This is a genomic window from Streptomyces sp. NPDC058240, assembly GCF_042882135.1.
Lineage (GTDB): Bacteria > Actinomycetota > Actinomycetes > Streptomycetales > Streptomycetaceae > Streptomyces.
On record NZ_JBHVWT010000001.1, the window covers coordinates 882,773 to 903,203 of the forward strand.

The 20,431-nt window shown below is 71.2% G+C and carries 18 protein-coding genes, 1 tRNA gene and 1 pseudogene; 11 read left to right on the top strand and 9 right to left on the bottom strand.

The genetic code is table 11. The features are described 5' to 3' along the window. Window positions 1-43: 43 nt before the first annotated feature. Window positions 44-628: a helix-turn-helix domain-containing protein gene (locus ACFVX4_RS03925; protein ID WP_389971624.1), complete on the bottom strand. Its 585-nt coding sequence runs from the start codon at window positions 626-628 to the stop codon at window positions 44-46. Between the two features lie 117 nt (window positions 629-745). On the opposite strand from ACFVX4_RS03925, the gene ACFVX4_RS03930 reads away from it, so the two are divergent. After that, complete coding sequence (locus ACFVX4_RS03930) at window positions 746-1,582, top strand: EamA family transporter (RefSeq protein ID WP_389971626.1); 837 nt, start codon at window positions 746-748, stop codon at window positions 1,580-1,582. Between the two features lie 96 nt (window positions 1,583-1,678). Further along, a complete protein-coding gene (locus ACFVX4_RS03935; protein ID WP_389971628.1) occupies window positions 1,679-2,386 on the top strand; it encodes a B3/4 domain-containing protein in 708 nt (235 codons plus the stop codon). A gap of 23 nt (window positions 2,387-2,409) precedes the next feature. Here ACFVX4_RS03935 and ACFVX4_RS03940 read toward each other — a convergent pair whose 3' ends face one another. Both ACFVX4_RS03940 and ACFVX4_RS03945 read right to left on the bottom strand, forming a co-directional pair. Continuing rightward, window positions 2,410-3,180 (bottom strand): hypothetical protein, encoded by a 771-nt coding sequence (locus ACFVX4_RS03940; protein ID WP_389971630.1) that lies wholly within the window; start codon window positions 3,178-3,180, stop codon window positions 2,410-2,412. A 158-nt stretch (window positions 3,181-3,338) separates the two neighbouring features. Further along, window positions 3,339-4,781, bottom strand: a complete 1,443-nt coding sequence (locus ACFVX4_RS03945) for an MFS transporter (protein WP_389971632.1) — start codon at window positions 4,779-4,781, stop codon at window positions 3,339-3,341. A 157-nt stretch (window positions 4,782-4,938) separates the two neighbouring features. On the opposite strand from ACFVX4_RS03945, the gene ACFVX4_RS03950 reads away from it, so the two are divergent. The 3 genes and pseudogenes from ACFVX4_RS03950 to ACFVX4_RS03960 all read left to right on the top strand — a co-directional run bounded on the left by ACFVX4_RS03950 (window position 4,939) and on the right by ACFVX4_RS03960 (window position 6,578). After that, entirely contained in the window at window positions 4,939-5,394 is a 456-nt protein-coding gene (locus tag ACFVX4_RS03950) for a MarR family winged helix-turn-helix transcriptional regulator (RefSeq protein ID WP_389971634.1), read from the top strand. A gap of 124 nt (window positions 5,395-5,518) precedes the next feature. Continuing rightward, on the top strand, window positions 5,519-5,659 hold the full coding sequence (locus tag ACFVX4_RS03955) for a hypothetical protein (RefSeq protein ID WP_389971636.1): 141 nt from the start codon (window positions 5,519-5,521) through the stop codon (window positions 5,657-5,659). Window positions 5,660-5,734: 75 nt separating this feature from the next. Then, window positions 5,735-6,578 (top strand): annotated as a pseudogene (locus ACFVX4_RS03960) (siderophore-interacting protein). Window positions 6,579-6,643: 65 nt separating this feature from the next. Here ACFVX4_RS03960 and ACFVX4_RS03965 read toward each other — a convergent pair. Next, window positions 6,644-8,332, bottom strand: coding sequence for a beta-N-acetylhexosaminidase (locus ACFVX4_RS03965; protein ID WP_389972100.1), 1,689 nt, complete (start codon window positions 8,330-8,332; stop codon window positions 6,644-6,646). A 78-nt stretch (window positions 8,333-8,410) separates the two neighbouring features. On the opposite strand from ACFVX4_RS03965, the gene ACFVX4_RS03970 reads away from it, so the two are divergent. From ACFVX4_RS03970 to glmS, 3 genes are all read left to right on the top strand, one after another. Beyond that, window positions 8,411-9,322 carry a DUF4429 domain-containing protein gene (locus ACFVX4_RS03970; protein WP_389971638.1) on the top strand — a complete coding sequence of 304 codons (912 nt, stop codon included), beginning with the start codon at window positions 8,411-8,413 and terminating at the stop codon, window positions 9,320-9,322. A gap of 133 nt (window positions 9,323-9,455) precedes the next feature. Beyond that, window positions 9,456-9,731, top strand: coding sequence for a hypothetical protein (locus tag ACFVX4_RS03975; protein ID WP_072489218.1), 276 nt, complete (start codon window positions 9,456-9,458; stop codon window positions 9,729-9,731). Window positions 9,732-9,774: 43 nt separating this feature from the next. Further along, window positions 9,775-11,604, top strand: a complete 1,830-nt coding sequence (glmS, locus tag ACFVX4_RS03980) for a glutamine--fructose-6-phosphate transaminase (isomerizing) (protein ID WP_266418882.1) — start codon at window positions 9,775-9,777, stop codon at window positions 11,602-11,604. Window positions 11,605-11,946: 342 nt separating this feature from the next. Here glmS and ACFVX4_RS03985 read toward each other — a convergent pair whose 3' ends face one another. Next, window positions 11,947-12,468, bottom strand: a complete 522-nt coding sequence (locus tag ACFVX4_RS03985) for a universal stress protein (protein ID WP_093548508.1) — start codon at window positions 12,466-12,468, stop codon at window positions 11,947-11,949. A 950-nt stretch (window positions 12,469-13,418) separates the two neighbouring features. Here ACFVX4_RS03985 and ACFVX4_RS03990 point away from each other — a divergent pair. The 3 genes from ACFVX4_RS03990 (at window position 13,419) to ACFVX4_RS04000 (ending at window position 15,465) form a co-directional block, all read left to right on the top strand. Continuing rightward, window positions 13,419-14,654, top strand: a complete 1,236-nt coding sequence (locus tag ACFVX4_RS03990) for a helix-turn-helix domain-containing protein (protein ID WP_389971641.1) — start codon at window positions 13,419-13,421, stop codon at window positions 14,652-14,654. A gap of 9 nt (window positions 14,655-14,663) precedes the next feature. Further along, window positions 14,664-15,266, top strand: coding sequence for an oligoribonuclease (orn, locus tag ACFVX4_RS03995; RefSeq protein WP_389971643.1), 603 nt, complete (start codon window positions 14,664-14,666; stop codon window positions 15,264-15,266). Window positions 15,267-15,392: 126 nt separating this feature from the next. Beyond that, a tRNA-His gene (locus tag ACFVX4_RS04000) sits at window positions 15,393-15,465 on the top strand. 81 nt (window positions 15,466-15,546) lie between these two features. On the opposite strand, the gene ACFVX4_RS04005 is transcribed toward ACFVX4_RS04000, so the two are convergent. The 4 genes from ACFVX4_RS04005 to ACFVX4_RS04020 form a co-directional block, all read right to left on the bottom strand. Continuing rightward, complete coding sequence (locus ACFVX4_RS04005) at window positions 15,547-16,578, bottom strand: LacI family DNA-binding transcriptional regulator (protein ID WP_389971645.1); 1,032 nt, start codon at window positions 16,576-16,578, stop codon at window positions 15,547-15,549. Window positions 16,579-16,700: 122 nt separating this feature from the next. Beyond that, window positions 16,701-18,182 (bottom strand): GH1 family beta-glucosidase, encoded by a 1,482-nt coding sequence (locus ACFVX4_RS04010; protein ID WP_389971647.1) that lies wholly within the window; start codon window positions 18,180-18,182, stop codon window positions 16,701-16,703. A 75-nt stretch (window positions 18,183-18,257) separates the two neighbouring features. Then, complete coding sequence (locus ACFVX4_RS04015) at window positions 18,258-19,175, bottom strand: carbohydrate ABC transporter permease (RefSeq protein ID WP_389971649.1); 918 nt, start codon at window positions 19,173-19,175, stop codon at window positions 18,258-18,260. Window positions 19,176-19,190: 15 nt separating this feature from the next. After that, the gene (locus ACFVX4_RS04020; RefSeq protein ID WP_389971651.1) at window positions 19,191-20,189 is read right to left on the bottom strand and encodes a carbohydrate ABC transporter permease; all 999 of its coding nucleotides are present in this window, start codon (window positions 20,187-20,189) and stop codon (window positions 19,191-19,193) included. Window positions 20,190-20,431: the final 242 nt, after the last annotated feature.

A 20,431-nucleotide genomic window follows, 5' to 3' on the forward strand; every position in this document is an offset into this window, starting at 1 on the left:
TCTGGCACGCACGCTTCCCGATCGGAGGTCACCCGACAGCCTCTCAGGCCGTGACGGCGGGGCCGGCCGGCAGGTGGACCGTCATGATCAGGTCGCAGGGTTCGGTGCCCGCGCCGCGGTAGGCGTGTGAGGTGTCGCCGTCGAACGTGGCGGTCTGTCCGGCTTCGAGGGCGTGCTCGGTGCCGTCGACGACCAGGGTCATCCGGCCGGAGGTGACGCTGATGGTCTCCACGACTCCGGCCTGGTGGGGATGGCTGGGGTACTCCTCGTCCGGTTGCAGCTGCCAGCGCCAGAGCTCGACGGGGGCCGGGCCCGAGGTCGTCAGCATGAGCCGGGCCTCGCTGCCCCGCGCTCCGGTCCACAGTGGCGCCACGGCGTCGGCGGCCACGACGCGGACACGGCCTTCGGGCGGCCCCTGCATCAGGGCGGACACCGAGATGCCGAGGGTGTCGGCCAGCCGGACCAGTGTGGCCAGGTTGGGGTTGCCCTGGGCCTTCTCCAGCCCCACCAGAGCCCCCTTGCTGACCTGGGCGCGCCGGCCGAGTTCCTCCAGGGACAGGCCCGCGCGGGTGCGGGCCGCCCGGACATTGTGCGCGACCGTCCGCAGAGCTGCGGCTGTCTCGGCCACCTGATCACCATCCTTGCAAGTGGACCACTTCAATGCACCATGCAGTCGTTTGGTTGACACAGCATGGTCGGTCCGTTGTACGGTGCGGTCGTTCCACTGAATAGTAAGGGATGTGCCGTGCTCGCTCTGCTGCTGGCTCTGTGCAGCTCACTCGCCTACGGGTGCGCCGACTTCCTCGGCGGTCTCGGTGCCCGCAAGGCACACGTGCTGCGGACCGTGATGATCGCCGCCCCGGCCAGTCTCGCGGTCGAGCTGCTGCTGTGGCCGTTCCTGGGCGCCTCGTTCAGTGCCGGCGCCCTCGGCTGGGGTGCCGCGTCGGGGGTCGCCTCGGCCGCCGCGTTCGCCATGCTCTACCGGACCCTGGCGATCGGCCCGATGAACGTGCTGTCGCCGGTGACCGCGCTGGTGTCCGCCGCGCTGCCGGTCGGGGTGGGGCTGACGCAGGGCGAGCACCTGGGCGCCGCCGGTCTGGTGGGTCTGCCGCTCGCGCTGGCGGCGGTGGTGCTGGTCAGCGCCGGACACGGCGCCGGGACGGCGCGCCCCTCCCGTACCGCGCTGCTGCTGGCCCTCGGCGCGGGCGCCGCCATCGCCCTTCAGCTGATCTTTCTGCACCAGGCGCCGTCCGACAGCGGTGTGGCCCCGCTGATCGTGGGCCGGGCGGTCTCCTCGGCCGTCACCCTGGTCGCGGCGGGGCTGATGCACCGCAAGCTGGGCTCCGAGCGGCCCGCGTACGCGATGTCGGCGGCCGCGGGCATGCTGGACTCCATGGCGAACCTGCTGTTCCTGCTCGCCGCCCGCAGCGGGGACCTCACCGTCGTCGCCGTGATCACCGCCCTCTACCCGGCGGGCACGGTCCTGCTCGCCCGCGGCGTGCTCGCCGAACGCATCCACCGCGGCCAGCTCGTCGGCCTGGGCACCGCCGCCGTCGCCGTCGGCCTCCTCGCCCTGACCTGAGCGAGATCCCGGCGCCCGCCACCTCACCTCACCTCACCTCACCTCACCGCACCGCACCGCACCGCACCGCACCGCACCAAGGAACGGAACCCCGCCATGCCCGCCTTCCACCTCACCCCCGCCGTCGCGGACGCTTTCCCCGACACCCTCATCGCCCTGGTCACCGCCACCGGCATGCGCGGCCACGAACCCTGGCCCGACACCGCCGCCGCCCTGGCGGACCTGGAGCAGCAGCTCGCCGAGGGAACCTGGCAGCCCGCCGACGAGACCGACCCCCGGATCGAGGCGTGGCACACCGCCTACCGCTCCTTCGGCACCAACCCGCGCCGCATCCGCCCCAGCGTCGACGCGCTCGGCCGCCGCCTCGCCAAGAAGGGCGCGCTGCCGCGCATCAACCCGGCCGTCGACTCCTACAACGTCGTCTCCGTCCAGCACGGCCTGCCCGCCGGGGCCTTCGACCTGGACCACGTCACCGGCGAGGTCGTCATCCGCCGGGCGGACGGCACCGAGTCCTTCACCCCGCTCGGCGAGCCCGACACCACCGAGAACCCGAAGCCCGGCGAGATCGTCTACGCGGACACCATCGATGTCCTGACCCGCCACTGGAACCACCGCGACGCCCACCGCACCCGCGTCACCGAGGACTCCACGCACGTCGCCTTCGTCCTCGAAACCCTCCACGCCGCACGCGACGGCCATCTCCTCACGGCCGCGGCCAGGGGGTTGCAGGGCCTGCTCGCCCCGCACGCCGAACAGACCGCGGTGCACTACCTCGGCCCGGCGCAGCCCCGGGTCACCGTCTGAGCCCCCTGGGCGGGGCCGATGAGTCAGTAGCGGTGGCCGGGCCAGTGCGGGTCCTCCCAGCGGGCGGGACCGATGAGGCCGAGCAGGCGTATGCGGTGGAGCAGTTCGTCGGGTGCGCCGCGGGCGATGAGGCGGGGTCGGGCGTGGTCCAGCAGCCAGGCCGTCAGTTCGGCGCGCCTCTCGCCCTCGTCGTCCTCGTCGTCCCAGGCGGCCCAGGGGAGTTCGTCGCCGAGGAGGTGGTACTCCCAGTGGGCGGCGGCCTCGGCGAGGTGCTGGGTGGCCGGGGCGCCGGTCTGCGTCTCCCAGTGAGTGAGCCACGGGGTGAGCGTGCCGGATGCCTCGACGTTCAGGGCGAGGAGGTCGTGGGCGGGGACGGCCGGGGCCGGGTCGGTGAGTGTGTGGGACCACCAGGCGTGGAGGAACTCCCGTACCGCAGCGGCCTGTTCGTCCGGCCACTGCTGCCACTGACCCCGGTCGAACGAACGGCCGATCTCCTCCGGGCCGAGGAAGGCTTCGATGCGGCCCGCGACGAGGGACCGGGCGAACTGAGGGAGGATCCGGCGCAGCACCGACGCGTGGTCGCTCCAGTCGGGAGCCCGCCAGGTGCGTTGCAGGAGATCGTCGTACAGCTCGACGTCCGGGACCTTGAGCCGGGCGACGTCCTCGGCACTGCCCCAGTGGCACTCGCAGTTGTGCTCGTCGGGGTGGGCGGTCATTCCGCGGAAGGTGGCGGCGAGGCCGTCCAGTGCGGCGTCGAGGCGACGGCGGGCGGAGTGCGGGACAGGGTGTGTCATGGGCGTTCGCCTTCGGGGCTCCGGAGGCTGACACCGTCCGAAGATCGTCACCTTACCGGGAGGGGCGGCGATACCGCCGCCCGGTCCGCGTTCCGCCTGTGCTGCGCAGGTACGGATACCGGGCGGCGTCACGCCAATCGCGAACCGCGAACCGTAGGTCAGGCCTTGACCGTGGCCTGTTCGGGCGCGGCGTCGGCGCCGGCCTCGACGCGGCGCGCCGCCGGGATGGCGGCCGCGATCACCGCCGCGACCAGGGCGACGCCGCAGCCGATCAGCAGCCCCGTACGGAAGCCGTCCTCGGAGGTGAGACTGTGGCCGCCCATGGTGACGTTCATGTGGGAGAGGACCACGCCGATCACGGCGGCGCCGATCGATGTGCCGAGGGAGCGCATGAGCGTGTTGAAGCCGTTGGCGGCGGCGGTCTCGGACAGCGGGACCGAGCCCATGATCAGTGCGGGCATCGCACCGTACGCCAGGCCGACACCGCTGCTGGTCACCATGCCCACCACCATGAGGCCCCACGCGGAGCCCATGAGCGCCAGCGACAGGCCGTAGCCGCCCGCGATGACCAGGACGCCGCATACCAGGGTGAACTTCGGACCGCGGGCGTCACTGAGCTTCCCGCCGAGCGGGGAGACGATCATCATCATGATGCCGCCGGGCGCCAGCCACAGACCCGCCGCGAGCATCGACTGGCCCAGGCCGTAGCCGGTGGCGGAGGGGAGCTGCAGAAGCTGCGGCGAGATCAGCATGCTGGCGTACATGCCGAAGCCGACGAAGACGGAGGCGAGGTTGGTCATCAGCACCCGGGGGCGCGCGGTGGTGCGCAGGTCGACCAACGGGTCCCGGGTGCGCAGCTCCCACAGGCCCCAGGCGAGCAGCACCACGACGGCGGCGGCGAACAGGCCGAGCGTGGTGGCCGAGCCCCAGCCCCAGTCGGCACCCTTGGAGACCGCGAGCAGCAGGCAGACCAGGCCCACCCCGAGGCCGAGCGCGCCGAGCACGTCGAACCGCTGGCCCTTGGCGCCGGCCGGCACGTCGGGGATCAGGAACCAGATCAGCACCGCGACCACGGTGGCCAGGCCGGCCGAACCCCAGAACAGCACCCGCCAGTTCGTGTACTGGGCGACCGCCGCGGCGATCGGCAGGCCGAGCGCGCCGCCGATCCCCATGGAGGCGCTGACCAGCGCGATGGAGGAGCTGAGCTTCTCCGCCGGGACCACGTCACGCAGCAGGGCGATGCCGAGCGGCAGCACGCCCATGCCCATGCCCTGCAGACCGCGGCCGACGATCATGGGGACGACGGACGAGGAGAGCGCGCACACCACCGAACCGACCACCAGCGGCACGGAGCACACCAGAAGCATCCGGCGCTTGCCGACCATGTCGCCCAGACGTCCGGAGACGGGCACGCAGACGGCGGACACCAGCAGGGTGACGGTGATCACCCACGCCGCGTTCGAGGGGGTGGTGTTCAGGATCCGCGGCAACTCCGCGATGAGCGGGGTGACCAGGGTCTGCATGATCGCCGCCGTGGTGCCGGCGATGGCCAGCGTGGCGACGACACCGCCGGTGCGGGTTGATGGCTGGGGGGCACCCATCCGGGACTCCTCGGGTATGTATCGGAAGAAGATTATGCATCGTACACACTCTATGCATCGAGCACGTCACGTGTACGTTGCATAGACCTATGGGAGGATGGGGGCCGACATCCGGAAACGCCGGGACGCCCGGACGACCGCAGGAGGCGGCAGGCGCATGACCAGGCCCACACACGAGGTCGAGTACGAGCAGATGCTCCTCAGCCGCCACGGCCTCCTGCAGAACAAGGGCGGGCGGCGCAAGGACGGCCTGATGGACCACAGCGCCTACATCCTGCTCAGCCGCGTCCGCATCCAGGGGCCGATGTCGATCGGCGAGCTCAGCGACGCCTTCGGGCTCGACGCCTCCACCCTCAACCGGCAGACCGCGGCGGCCGTGCGCGCCGGACTCGTGGAACGCATCCCGGACCCCGAGGGCGGCATGGCCCGCAAGTTCCGGATCACCGACGAGGGCGCCCGCATGCTCGACGCGGAACGCGAGGGCCTCGTCAGCTCCCTGGAGCGGGTCATGGCCAACTGGTCGGACGAGGACATCTCCGGCTTCGCCGCCTACCTGAGGCGCTTCAACACCGACATCGAGCGCCTGGGCGGCCGCCCCTGGCCGCGCCCCTGACCGTTCGCGACGCCTGGCACGTGGCCGACGCACGCGACCGCGGCGCTCCGCCGGAAGAGCCCACGGTGCGGCCGACCGGGGAATCCGCTCGACAGCGCGCCGCCCCGCCCGGCAGAGTCCGTCCATGAAGCCGCAGCACTGGCCCCTGTACGGGCTCCGCCTCCGCACGCCCCGCCTGGAACTACGCCTCCCGGACCTGGAGTTGCTGGACGACCTCGCGTCGGTCGCCGCCGACGACCCCGAGGCACCCCCGAAACCCCAATGAGGTTAGGCTAACCTTCCCAAGAATGCCCGGCGGCCGGTTCCCGGCTTCGCTTCCGGTTCCTGGGAGGACCCCCGCATGACGACGTCCGTCGCACCCCCCACAGCCCCGTTCCGGTTCTTCGGCCTGACGGTCACGCGGACCCGGCGGCTCGGCCCCTCCATGCTCCGGATCACCTTCGGCGGCCCGGGACTCGACGGCTTCGCCGCCGGCGGACGCGACCAGAGCCTGTCGCTGTTCCTGCCGCACCCGGGGCAGTCCGAACCGGTCGTCCCGGTCGACGGGAACGGCGACTGGTTCGCCGCCTGGCGGGCCCTGCCGGAGGACGTACGGGCCGTGATGCGCTCGTACACCGTGCGCGCCCAGCGCACGACGCCCGACGGGGCGACCGAGATCGACATCGACTTCGCGCTGCACGGGGACGGCGGCCCCGCCTGCCGCTGGGCCGCGGACGCCTCCCCCGGCGACCGGCTCACGGCGCTGGGCCCGGCCGTCGAGGACAACACGGCCGTCCGCTTCCGCCCTCCCGGGGACACCGACTGGGTGCTGATCTGGGCCGACGAGACCGCGCTGCCCGCCGCGGCCGCCGCCCTGGAGTGGCTGCCCGCAGGCATGAAGGCCCGGGTCTGGCTGGAGGTTCAGCACACCCAGGACCGCCAGGCCCTCAACACCGCCGCCAGGGCCAAGATCACCTGGCTCGTACGGGACGAGGGCGCACCCGCGGCCACCGCGGCCGTCGAGGCGGCCGAACTGCCCGGGGGGACGCCGTACGTCTGGATCGCGGGCGAGTCCTCGCAGGTCCGGGCGCTGCGCCGGCACCTGGTGCGTGAGCGCGGGTTCGACCGCGGGCGCGTGACGTTCGTCGGTCCGCCGCGGGATGAGCGAGGAGCAGCTGCGCGAGGCGGCGGCCGGGGGCGAGTAGAGCGCGGGCACCGGGACCGTCCGGCGACCGGGAAGGTACCCGGCCGCCGGACGGTCCCGGTCACCTCACTCGGCGGCCCAGGGGACCTGCGGCGCCCGGTAGTAGTCGACGCCGAGCGCCGAGAGCCTCGGCCCCTGCGCCCCCAGCCGTACCTTGTACGCGTCCCAGTCGTGCGTGGCCGCAGGCGACCAGCCGAGCTCCGCGACCCCGGGCAGCCGGGGGAACGCCATCTGCTCGATCTCGTCGCTGTCGGTCAGGGTCTCCGACCAGAGCGGCGCCTCGACCCCGAGGACCGAGCCCTCCGGTGCGCCGGCCAGGTAGGTCGCCGGGTTCCAGTCGTACGAGCGCTGGACCGATACGTAGCCGGCCCAGGCCAGGCCCAGCTTGGTGTCCTTGTCGTACTTCATGTCGAGGTAGCTGCGGTCGGCCGGGGACAGCACCAGCTTCGTGCCGTTCACGGCGGCGTCCGCGACCTGCTTGCGCTCGGCGGCGCCCGTCTGGTCGTAACCCCAGTACTGGGCGACCGCGCCCTTCACCGGCGTGCCCCCGGTCAGCTGGTGCCAGCCCACCACGGTCTTGCCGTACTTGCCGACGATGGCCTGCGCCTTGTCCATGAACGCCACATAGTCCTCGTGGCTGGTGGAGTGCGCCTCGTCGCCGCCGATGTGGAGGTACTTGCCGGGCGTGAGCGCGGCGAGCTCACGGACCACGTCGTCCACGAAGTCGTACGTGACGGCCTTCGGGACGCAGAGCGAACTGAAGCCGACATTGGTGCCGGTGTACAGCGGCGGCGCGACCCCGTTGCAGTTCAGCTCCGCGTACGAGGCGAGTGCCGCGTTGGTGTGGCCGGGCAGGTCGATCTCCGGCACGACCTCCAGATAGCGGGAGGAGGCGTACCGGACGATCTCCTTGTAGTCGCTCTTCGTGTAGTAGCCGCCGGGGCCGCCGCCGACCTCCGTCTGCCCGCCGTACGTGGCGAGCCGCGGCCAGGAGTCGATGGCGATCCGCCAGCCCTGGTCGTCGGAGAGATGCAGATGGAGCTTGTTCATCTTGTAGAGGGCGAGCTGGTCGATGTAGCGCTTGACCTCGGCGACGGAGAAAAAATGCCGGGAGACGTCGAGCATCGCGCTGCGGTACGCGTAGCGCGGCGCGTCCGTGACCGTGCCGCCCGCGACCGTCCACGGGCCCTTCTGGGGGCTCTTCTTCTCCACGTCGGCCGGGAGCAGTTGGCGGAGCGTCTGGACGCCGTGGAAGAGTCCCGCGGGGCCGCGTGCGGTGATGGTGACGGAGCCGCGGCTCGACTTCAGGCTGTAGCCCTCGGCGCCCAGTGCGCCGTTGTGGGAGTCGAGACGCAGCCGGATGCCGTTGCCGGCGTCGCCGGTGACCGGCAGCGGGTATCCGGTGGACGGGCGCAGCACACCCGCCAGGTAGTCGCCGACCCGTCGGGCCTCACCGGAGCCGTCGACGCGGATCCTGGTGTCCGCCGTGATGGTGTACGGGGAGCCGCCGGGCTTCGCCTCGGCGGGGGCGGGCACGATCTGGCCGAGTGGACGGGGCGAGGCGGCGGCGGCCGGGCCGCTGTTCGCCGCCGGTCTCTCCGTTGTCGCGCCGACACTGGAGATCCCGGCCGCCGTGACGAGCAGCAGCGAGCCGAGAAGGCGGGGAAGGGCGGTGCGCTGTGTCCTGTGCAGTCTCACAAGCCGGGTCCCTTTCGACGGGTTCACACCTGTGGATCTCCTGAGCAACCGAACCATCACCATGCGTATCGTGCGCCTCACGTATGGTCAAGGTGTAGACCACTTCCCCGTTGCACTGCTGAGAGAATCTGCCGCATGGCGGAAATAACCCAGCGCGACGGAACCTGGACCTTCGACGGCGAAACGGTGCGGATCGTGCCGGGCCGGGGTAAGGGCATCCATCCGCTCCGGCAGGAGCTGGGCGAACGCGTCGTCCCGCTGCGGGCGTTGGCGGGCATCTCCTTCGAGCCGGACCGCAAGGGCGGCCGGCTGCGACTGCGGCTGCGCGACGGCGCGTGCCCGGTGCTGCGCGCGGCCGACGGCAGGCTCAAGGACGCCGCGGACCCCTACCAACTGACCGTGGAGAAGGACCGGAGCGGGCTGGCGGAGTACTTCGTCGACGAGGTGCGCAGCGCCCTGCTGGTCGAGCAGGTGCCCACCGGCGCGGTGGACGGCTTCCTGCTGCCGGGGCCCTCGGTGCCGGTCGCCGGTGGCGGCGGGGACGGCACGGCCTCGTTCGACGGGGAGACCGTCCGCCTCACCTGGAACTGGAAGGCCAACGAGGTCAAGACCTCGGGCGGCCCGGTCGCGTTCCCGGTCTCGGAGGTGACCGGCGTGCACTGGGTGCCCGCCATCGGTCTGGAGAACGGGCATCTGCGCTTCGTGCGGCGCGAGGGCCCGGCGTCGGCCCCGGCGGCCGAGGACGACCCGTACTCGCTGGATCTGTGGGGGCTGTCCAAGAAGGAGTACACGGCGGTCCTGGTCGCGGCGGCGGTCCTGGTACGGCTGCCCGATGCGGCGGGGGCGGGTCCCGCCCCCGGAGGCGCCGCGCCCGCGGAGATCGCGGCCCCGGCCGCACCCGCGGCACCCGTCCCGGCCGCGTCGTCCGGCGACGATCACGACGTACTGCTGCGCCGGCTGCGCGAGCTCGGCGAGCTGCACCGGTCCGGGGTTCTCACCGACGACGAGTTCAGCGCCGCCAAACAGGCCGTCCTCAAGCGCCTGTAGGCGGCCCGGAGCTGTCGCGAGCACGGGCCCGGAACGCCGTTCCGGGCCCGTTCGAGAGCGTAATCACACCCGACCCTGCCCGATATCGGGCAGAATTGTTGCGTAAGCGCCCCGCCCATCGCAATATCAACGAGTGCTCGAACGCCGCCCGTCGCATGACGACCTCATCGACCACCTGGTGCGCAGCACCGCGCTCCAGCGCGGTGAAGCCGCCCGGGTGATCCTCGACGTGCTGGCGTACTTCGACGAGACGACCGACGACTTCGTCCGCCGCCGCCACCGCGAACTGCAGTCCGGCGGTCTGGTCAACGCGGAGATCTTCGAGCGGATCGCGGCCGAGCTGCCGCACCGCGCGGTCGCGCCGCCGGAGCTCTCGCTCCGCCAGCTGCGCCGCATCGTCTACGGCTGAGCAACGGGCACCACAGGTACGTCGATGGAGGGGCAGAGACTTTATGTGCGGAATCGTCGGATATATCGGGAAGCGTGATGTGGCTCCGCTGCTGCTGGAAGGGCTGCAGCGGCTGGAGTACCGGGGTTACGACTCCGCGGGCATCGTGATCACCGGCAAGGCGTCGGCCGGCAAGCCCGCCGCCCTGAGGATGGTCAAGGCGAAGGGCCGGGTCCGCGAGCTGGAGGCCCGCGTTCCCAAGCGCTTCACCGGCACCACCGGTATCGCCCACACCCGCTGGGCCACCCACGGCGCCCCGAGCGACGAGAACGCGCACCCGCACCTGGACGCCGAGAACAAGGTCGCCGTCGTCCACAACGGCATCATCGACAACGCCTCCGAGCTCCGTGCGAAGCTCGTCGCCGACGGCGTCGTCTTCCTCTCCGAGACCGACACCGAGGTGCTGGTCCACCTGATCGCCCGCGCCCAGGCGGACACCCTGGAGGAGAAGGTCCGCGAGGCGCTGCGCTCGGTCGAGGGCACGTACGGCATCGCCGTCATGCACGCCGACTTCAACGACCGCATCGTCGTCGCCCGCAACGGCTCCCCGGTCGTGCTCGGCATCGGCGAGAAGGAGATGTTCGTCGCCTCGGACGTCGCCGCGCTGGTCGCCCACACCCGCCAGGTCGTCACCCTGGACGACGGCGAGATGGCCACCCTCAAGGCCGACGACTTCCGTACGTACACCACGGAGGGCTCGTCCACGACAGCCACGCCGACCACCGTGGAGTGGGAGGCCGAGTCGTACGACATGGGCGGCCACGACACGTACATGCACAAGGAGATCTCCGAGCAGGCCGACGCCGTCGACCGGGTGCTGCGCGGCCGGATCGACGACCGCTTCGCCACCGTGCACCTGGGCGGCCTCAACCTGGACGCCCGTGAGGCGCGCGGGGTCCGCCGGATCAAGATCCTCGGCTGCGGCACCTCGTACCACGCGGGCCAGATCGGCGCCCAGCTGATCGAGGAGCTGGCCCGCATCCCCGCGGACGCCGAGCCCGCCTCCGAGTTCCGCTACCGCAACCCGGTCGTCGACCCGGACACGCTGTACGTCGCGGTCTCGCAGTCCGGCGAGACGTACGACGTGCTGGCCGCCGTCCAGGAGCTCAAGCGCAAGGGCGCCCGGGTGCTCGGTGTCGTCAACGTGGTGGGTTCGGCGATTGCCCGGGAGGCGGACGGCGGTACGTACGTCCACGCCGGTCCCGAGGTGTGCGTCGTCTCCACCAAGTGCTTCACCAACACGGTCGTCGCGTTCGCGCTGCTCGCGCTGCACCTGGGCCGGATCCGGGACCTGTCGGTCGCCGACGGCAAGCGGATCATCGAGGGGCTGCGCAGGCTGCCCGCCCAGATCAGCGAGATCCTGGCGAACGAGGACGAGATCAAGAAGATGGCGGCCGAGTACGCGGACGCCAAGTCGATGATGTTCATCGGCCGGGTGCGCGGCTACCCCGTTGCCCGCGAGGCCTCGCTGAAGCTCAAGGAGGTCTCGTACATCCACGCCGAGGCGTACCCGGCCTCCGAGCTGAAGCACGGGCCGCTGGCGCTGATCGAGCCCGCGATGCCGACGGTGGCGATCGTGCCGGACGACGACCTGCTGGAGAAGAACCGCGCCGCGATGGAGGAGATCAAGGCCCGCAGCGGCCGCATCCTCGCCGTCGCCCACCAGGTGCAGGAGAAGGCCGACCACACCATCGTCGTGCCGAAGAACGAGAACGAGCTGGACCCGATCCTGATGGGCATCCCGCTCCAGCTCTTCGCGTACCACACGGCGCTGGCCATGGGCCGTGACATCGACAAGCCGCGCAACCTGGCGAAGTCCGTCACCGTCGAATAGGCCCGCGCACACAACAGCTCACGCGCGCCCGGCGCGCAGAACGGCCCCGTACCCACCGCGAGCGCGGGTACGGGGCCGCTCCGTCGCCGGCCTCCACGGCGCCGGGGTGACCGATACCGAACGCCAACAGGGCGATTCCCGGGGCGAGATGACCGGGGGTGGAGGTGCCGGGCGCTTCCCACAGGGACGCCGTTGTCCGCGGCAGGCCGCTCCGCGAGCGCGCCATCTGCCTCCGCCCGACATGAATTGCCGGTTTACGCAGACGAGTTGACGCCATGTCGAACGAGGGACCGGCCGACGGAACACAGGAGTGACGGAAGAGGTCGCCGGGGCGTCGGGCGCTCAGGGGATGACGACGACCGGGCGCTGCGCACGCCGCGCGAGGCGTCCCGCCACCGAGCCGAAGATGCGGCCGACGATGCCGTGCGTGGAGCCGACGACGATGGCGTCGGCCGAGTACTCCCGGCCGACCTCCTCCAGCTCGTGGCAGATGTCCCCGCCCCGCTCGACGAGGACCCAGGGAACCTCGGAGAGGTAGTCCGCGCAGGCGAGCTCCAGACCGAGCACCTCGGTGCGGTGATCGGGCACGTCCACGAAGACGGGCGGCTCGCAGCCTGCCCAGACCGTGGTCGGCAGCCGGTTGGCGACATGGACGATGATCAGGCCGGAGCCTGATCTTCGGGCCATCCCGATGGCATAGGCGAGGGCGCGCTCACTGGAGGTCGAGCCGTCGAAGCCGACGACGACCCCATGGCGGAACGCGGGATCGCAGGAGTGACGTGTTTCTTCGACCGTCTGCGGGTCCGACACGGGGTCGGCTACCTGCTTGCGGTCGGCGGGTTCGGGGATTTCGTGACCGGCCATCGGTGTCTCGGCGAAGAGAGTCCTCGTGAGGAGAGCGACTTGGGGAAGGTGCGTCAGCGGGCGGTGATGCGGTGTCCGGGAATCATCTTCCCAACCCCTTACCCCCAAGGGTACGGCGCCACTCCTCCACTGCCCAGACCCGCGCAAAGCGCGCGCGACGTTTCACGGAGCATGCCCGAGGCGGACCCGTATGGCAATGCCGCTTGTGCTGTACACCGACGCTGCCGGGCCGGGACGGCTGCCCTCGGTGACCGGACGGATCCGGATCCGTCACCCCCGGACCCGAGCGCGGCCCCCGCACCCCGGAGCGGCCCCGGAACGGATCACCGCCCCGCTGCCGACCGCCGGGGCCCGGTACCCCGCCCCGGGCGTCCCACCGCACCCGCTCCGGCCCGTCCGCCCCGCCCCCGGCGATCGGCCCGGCCGGGAACCGACACCGGCCCGGCGGGCGGAATCCGGTCGCTGCCGGTCGCCACCGCCCGATTCCGTACGATCAGCCGTCCGACCTGCCCAGGGGGCGCAAAGAAGCGGTTGATCACCCGGGTTGTGCGCCGGTTGAATGACTGAATCACGTATGCACAACCGTCTATTTTCAGCCAACTTCATACCCGTGCCCATTCCTTGCCGAATTGGCCGATCAACCCCCTTGCCACCAGGCAGGAAGAGACCGCGCGGTACGCTTCCACCCAACGGGGACGGGCCATGAACGCCAGACGCACTTCCCTGCACGGCTTTCGGATGAAACGCTTCGTGATCGAATGCTTCCCGCCAAGTGGCCTTGTCGACATAACGCCGGTTGGTGAACTTGTCACGCCGGCACCACGGGACGCAGTAGATTCGATCTTGGGTATCGAAGTCTGGGGAACTCGTGCAGGACCGAGGGGAAAAGTGCAGGTGCGACAGGCCCGTAAGGACCAGGGAGACGCGAACACCGAGGGGGGCTTAGCGTCATGAGCCAGGACTCCGCCGCCGCAACGGAGGCTGTACGGAAGCTCAGTGGACGTCGACGACGAGAAGTCGTCGCCGTGCTGCTGTTCAGCGGCGGCCCCATCTTCGAGAGTTCGATCCCGCTCTCCGTGTTCGGAATCGACCGCCAGGACGCGGGAGTTCCGCGCTACCGACTCCTCGTCTGCGGCGGGGAAGAAGGACCGCTGCGGACCACCGGGGGACTCGAACTCACCGCGCCCTACGGGCTGGAGGCGATCAGCAGGGCCGGCACCGTCGTGGTGCCCGCCTGGCGTTCGATCACCTCGCCGCCGCCCGCCGAGGCGTTGGAGGCGCTGCGCCGCGCCCACGAGGAGGGCGCCCGCATCGTCGGGCTGTGCACGGGCGCGTTCGTGCTCGCCGCAGCCGGCCTGCTGGACGGCCGCCCGGCGACCACACACTGGATGTACGCACCGACGCTGGCCAAGCGCTATCCGTCGGTCCATGTCGATCCGCGTGAGCTGTTCGTCGACGACGGCGATGTGCTCACCTCCGCGGGGACAGCAGCCGGGATCGATCTCTGTCTGCACATAGTCCGCACGGACCACGGCACGGAGGCCGCCGGGGCACTGGCCCGCCGGCTCGTCGTGCCGCCGCGGCGCAGTGGCGGCCAGGAGCGCTACCTCGACAGGTCTTTACCTGAGGAGATCGGCTCCGACCCGCTCGCCGAGGTCGTGGCCTGGGCACTGGAGCATCTCCACGAGCAGTTCGACGTGGAGACGCTGGCCGCGCGCGCCTACATGAGCAGGCGGACCTTCGACCGCAGGTTCCGTTCGCTCACCGGCAGCGCACCGCTCCAGTGGCTGATCACCCAGCGGGTGCTGCAGGCGCAACGGCTGCTGGAGACATCCGAGTACTCGGTCGACGAGGTGGCGGGCCGCTGCGGCTTCCGCTCGCCGGTCGCGCTGCGCGGACACTTCCGGCGTCAGCTGGGCTCCTCCCCCGCCGCGTACCGGGCCGCCTACCGGGCCCGTCGTCCGCAGGGCGGTGGCGCGGAGCCGGTGGCCACGGCGACCGAGCCGGTCGTACCCGCCCAGGGCAACGCGGCGATCCGGCGTGCCACGGCCACGGCCACCTCGCCGGGCCCGCATGCCGTCGCGTCGCCGTCGGCCGGTACGGTCCAGTCGGAGCAGGGGAAGCCCGGCCCCGACGCGTACACGACCGGCCGCCCGACCCTGCCGGGGCAGCGGAGCGCCCCGTAGGGTGGGGCCATGAACGATCGCATGGTGTGGATCGACTGCGAGATGACCGGGCTCTCGTTGACGGAAGACGCACTCATCGAGGTGGCCGCACTGGTCACCGACTCGGAGCTGAACGTGCTCGGCGAAGGGGTGGACATCGTGATCCGCCCGCCGGACGCGGCCCTGGAGACCATGCCCGAGGTGGTGCGGCAGATGCACACCGCCTCGGGCCTCCTCGACGAGCTGGCCGGGGGCACCACCCTGGCCGACGCCGAGGCCCAGGTGCTGAACTACGTCCGCGAGCACGTGAAGGAGCCCGGCAAGGCGCCGCTCTGCGGGAACTCGGTCTCCACCGACCGCGGTTTCCTGGCGCGGGACATGACGGCCCTGGAGAGCTACCTCCACTACCGGATCGTCGATGTCTCCTCGATCAAGGAGCTGGCGCGCCGCTGGTACCCGAGGGCGTACTTCAACAGCCCGGCCAAGAACGGCAACCACCGGGCGCTCGCGGACATCCGTGACTCCATCACGGAGCTGCGCTACTACCGCGAGGCGGTCTTCGTGCCGCAGCCCGGTCCGGACTCGGAGCGCGCGAAGGCCATCGCGGCACGCGTCGCGCCGCCCGCGCCGTAGGACCTTGTGAAGCCGCTGGTCATGGCCCTTTCGGGGGCCGGGATCAGCGGCTGAACAACTGGGGAGCGAGCACCCTCTCGGACCCTGTACACTTTTTCTCGGCCGGTCAGAAAAAGACCGGACATGGTGGGTATAGCTCAGATGGTAGAGCACCTGGTTGTGGTCCAGGATGTCGCGGGTTCGAGTCCCGTTACTCACCCTGACGGGAAGGGCCCCGGTCTTCGGACCGGGGCCCTTCCCGTGTCTGAGCCCCTCTCAGCGGACGGCCGTGTGACGGTCGTCACGAGGAGTCGCGGACGACCAGTTCGGTGGGGAGCACGATCTGCGGGCGCTCCTGGCTCTCGCTCGCGATCTCCTTGAGCAGTACGCGGGCCATCGTGCGGCCCATCTCCTCGATCGGCTGGCGCACGCTGGTGAGGGCCGGGTCCATGTGGCGGGCCACCGCCGAGTCGTCGAAGCCGATGAGGGCCACGTCGTCCGGGATGCGCCGGCCGGCCTCGCGCAGCACCTGACGGGCGCCCGCGGCCATGACGTCGGAGGCCGCGAAGACCGCGTCGACGTCGGGGCGGCGGGCGAGCAATTCGCGCATGGCCCGTGCACCGCCCTCCTCGGTGAAGTCGGCCGGGGCGATCAGCCGCTCGTCCGGTTCGAGACCGGCCCCGGACATCGCCTCGCGGTAGCCGTCGAGACGGCGCTGCGCTCCGTAGACGTCCCGGGGTCCGGTGATCGTGGCGATGGCGCGGCGCCCCCGGGAGACGAGATGGCCGACCGCGGCGCCGGCGCCCCCGAAGTTGTCGGAGTCGACCGAGGCGAGCGTTTCACAGGCCCATCTGCGGCCGCTCATCACGGCCGGCATGCCGAGCTGCTCCAGCAGGTCCGGCAGCGGGTCGTCGGCGTGGACGGAGACCAGCAGCACGCCGTCGACGCGGTGCGCGGTCAGGTACTGGGCCAGCCGGCGGCGCTCGCGGTCGTTGCCGACGAGGGTGAGCAGCAGTTGCATGTCGGTGTCGGCGAGCGCCGCGCCGACACCGCGGACGATGTCGGAGAAGTACGGCTCGGCGAAGAAGCGGGTCTCCGGCTCGGGCACCACCAGGGCGATGGCGTCCGTGCGGTTCCCGGCGAGCGCGCGGGCCGCACGATTCGGTACGTAGCCCAGCTCGGCGACGGCCGCCTCCACCGCCTCGCGGGTGTGCGCGCTGACCCGTGGTGAGCCGTTGATGACCCGCGAGGCCGTGCCGCGCCCCACCCCTGCCCGTGCCGCGACCTCTTCGAGCGTGGGCCGGCCACCGCTCCGTACTCGCGCTGCCGTCATGGCTGCCTCCCGTTCGCGGTCAATTTCTCACAGCCGGATGGGCAAACCAAGCGTGGGGGGAACGACGGGGACCCGGCCTCCCGCGGCCGGGTCCCCGGGAGGCGGGACGGGGGGGTGCGGACTCAGCCGAGGCCGGTGGCCGGGGACGGGGCGGGGGCCGGGGGCAGCGCGTGGCGGCGGATGACGTCGGCGTACCAGTGGGCGCTCGCCTTGGGGATGCGGCGCTGGGTGTCGTAGTCGACGTAGACGGCACCGAAGCGCTTGGAGTACCCGTACGCCCACTCGAAGTTGTCCATCAGGGACCAGAGGAAGTAGCCCCGGACGTCCACCCCGTCGGCCGCGGCCCGCCGCACGGCGTCGAGGTGGCCGCGCAGGTACTCGATCCGCTCGGGGTCCTCCACCAGCCCCTCGGGCGAGAGGTCGTCGTCGAAGGCGGCGCCGTTCTCGGTGACCATCAGCGGCAGGCCGGGGTGGTCCCGGGAGACGTCGGCGAGCAGCTCGTACAGCCCGTCCGGGTCGATCGCCCAGTTCATCGCGGTGCGCTTCCGGCCCTCGGCGAGGTGGAAGGCGACGTGCTCGGAGCCGGGCCACGGGGAGTGGTCGCTGTTGCCGTGCCCGTCGTCGCGCGAGTCGCCGGAGCCGTCGGCGGGCGTGGAGACCAGCGTCGGCGTGTAGTAGTTGACGCCCAGGACGTCGACCGGGCCGGAGATGGTGGCCAGGTCGCCGTCCCGGACCAGCTCCGGCCAGTCCACCAGGTGCCCGGTGTCGGCGAGCAGGTCCTCCGGGTACGCGCCGCGCAGCATCGGACCGGTGAAGATCCGGTTGCCCACCGCGTCGATCCGGCGGGCGGCGTCCGCGTCGGCCGCGCTGCCGGTCAGCGGGCGGACGTGGTGGAGGTTGAGGGTGACCGAGATCTGCGCGGCGGCGGGGAGGCGGTCGCGCAGGACCCCGGTCGCCCGGCCATGGGCGAGGTTGAGATGGTGGGCGGCGCGCAGCGCGGCGGCGGGCTCGGTGCGGCCGGGGGCGTGCACGCCGGAGCCGTAGCCGAGGAAGGCCGAGCACCACGGTTCGTTGAGGGTGGTCCAGGTGCTGACGCGGTCGCCGAGGGCTCCGGCCATGATGTCCGCGTAGTCGGCGAAGCGTTCGGCGGTCACCCGCTGGGGCCAGCCGCCCGCGTCCTCCAGTTCCTGGGGCAGGTCCCAGTGGTAGAGGGTGGCGACGGGCGCGATGCCCGCTTCGAGGAGCTCGTCGACGAGCCTGCGGTAGAAGTCCAGGCCGCGTTCGACGGCGGGGCCGCGGCCGGTGGGCTGCACCCGGGACCAGGAGACGGAGAAGCGGTAGGCCGTCAGGCCGAGCCGCTTCATCAGCGCCACGTCGTCGCGGTAGCGGTGGTAGTGGTCGGCGGCGATGTCTCCGGTGTCACCGTTGCGGACCTTGCCCGGCGTGCGGCTGAAGGTGTCCCAGATGGAAGGGGTGCGGCCGTCCTCGGCCGCGGCACCCTCGACCTGGTAGGCGGCGGTGGCCGCCCCCCAGACGAAACCGGTCGGGAATTCCGCTGCCTCGGGTGCGGCCTTCGGGGCGGTGTCGGGTCGTACGGCAGTCATGCGGGAGCGCTCCCAGGGGTGGACGGGCAAGGGTGGACGGGCAGGGACAGGCAGGAGAAAGCGGATGACGCGGTGTCAGCCCTTGACGGCGCCGGACATGATCCCGCCGACGATCCGCTTGCCGAAGATCACGAACACCACGAGCAGCGGCAGCGTGCTGATCAGCGCACCGGCCATCACGATGCTCTGGTCCGGGGTGTACGAGGCGCTCAGCTGGCCGAGGGCCACCTGGAGCGTGGGGTTCTGCTGGTTGAGGGCGAGGTAGGGCCAGAAGAAGTCGTTCCACGCCTGCACGAAGGTGAGCATCCCCAGCACCATCATGGCGGGGCGGGCCACCGGCAGGACCACGCTGCGCACGATGCGGAAGTTGTTCGCGCCGTCGATCCTGGCGGCCTCGACGAGCTCGTAGGGCAGCGCCTCGCTCAGGTACTGCCGCATGAAGAACACCCCGAAGGCGCTCACCAGGGTCGGGAAGATCACCGACTCCAGCTGCCCGCCCCAGCCGATGTCGGACATCATCATGAACAGCGGGACGACACTGAGCTGCGGCGGGATCGTGAGCGTGGCGATGACGCCGGTCATCAGCGCGCCGCGGCCCCGGAAGCGCATCTTGGCGAAGGCGTAGCCGGCCAGGGTGCAGAAGAAGAGCGTCGCCGCCGTGATGCAGCCGGCGACGAGGAAGCTGTTGACGATCGCCTTGCCGAGGTGTGCCTGGTTCCAGGCCGCGTCGAGGTTGTGCAGCAGCCGCCCGCCGGGCAGGAACGGCGGTGTGGTGGCGAGCACTTCGTCCTGGGTGTGGGACGCGGCCACCAGCGTCCAGTAGAGCGGCAGCAGCGAGCCGATGCCGACGACGGCCAGGGCGATGTAGGCGAACGGGCCGCCCTGCAACTGCTTGCCCGCGCCCGGCCTGAACCGGCTCGGGCGCCGCGTGTCCCGTCGGCGGGCGGGCGGAACTGTAGGTTCCGGGGCTTTGACGGTACTGGTCATGGTCATGGAATTCGCTCCCGGTCAGACCGCGGATGTGCGTACGAAGCGGCCGATGAGCCGGTTGACCGCGGCGATGATCAGCAGGAGGGCGAGCATCGCCCAGGCCACTGCGGCGGCCGGACCGAGGTGCCCGAGATTCCAGCCGTAGTTGTAGAGGTAGACGCTGAGCGTCTCGTACTGATTCTCATTGCCGCCGGTGGCTCCGAGCCTGCCGCCCTCCAGCAGCAGCGGCTCGCCGAACAGCTGCATGGAGCCGATGGTCGAGATGACGATCGTGAAGAGGATCGTGGGCCGCAGCGAGGGGATGGTCACCTTGCGGAACTGCTGCCAGCGCGATGCGCCGTCCAGCGACGCCGCCTCGTACAGATCGGCCGGCACGGCCTGCATGGCGGCCAGATAGATCAGGGCGTTGTAGCCGGTCCAGCGCCAGATGACGATGACGGAGATCGCGATCTTCGAAGTCCAGTGGCCGTTGGCCCAGTTGGTGTCGCCGAGCCCGGCGAAGTGCAGTACCCAGTTCAGCAGTCCGCCGTCGGCCCGGAAGACCAGGGCGAAGACGAGAGCCGCGGAGGCCACCGAGGTGGCGTACGGAGTGAGAACGACCGTCCGCCAGAAGGTGCTGGCGCGGAGCCGGTAGTTCAGCAGGTGGGCCAGGCCCAGTGCGACGAGCAGCTGCGGGACCGTCGACATGACGCTGATCAGGAAGGTGTTGGTGACGGCCGTCCAGAACTCCGCGTCGTGCAGGATCTTGTCGAAGTTGTCCCAGCCGACCCACTCCATCTGATTCAGACCGGTCATCTCCACCCGGTGCAGGGCGATCCATCCGGTGTAGAGCAGCGGATAGAGGCCGAACGCACCGAAGACGAGGAAGAACGGGGCTATGTAGGCGTACGGCGATGCCTTGTCGTCGAACCGCCACAGCCGGCTCCGCCAGGTCTGCCGGCCGGATCGGGCCGACGTGTGCGGGGATCCGCCGGGTGGCGGGGCGTATGCGTCCCGGGTGGGAGTCGAGGTGGCCACGGGCGGGAGTCCTTCCCTGGGTGACGGGGCGCCCTGGCGGGGCGTGGGCCGGGGCTGGGGCTGGTGCTGGAGCTGGGTGGTTCGAGCGGGCACGGGGAGGGGCGGGCAGGCCGGTGGGGGGGGGTCCCAGGGCCCCCCCCCCCCAACGCAGGCCGCCCCCCTCCCTTTCTACCCCTTCTGTCTCCGCCCTCCCCTCCTTTTTTGGGGTGGTTCCCCCCTTTCCCCCTTTTGTTGCCTTTGTT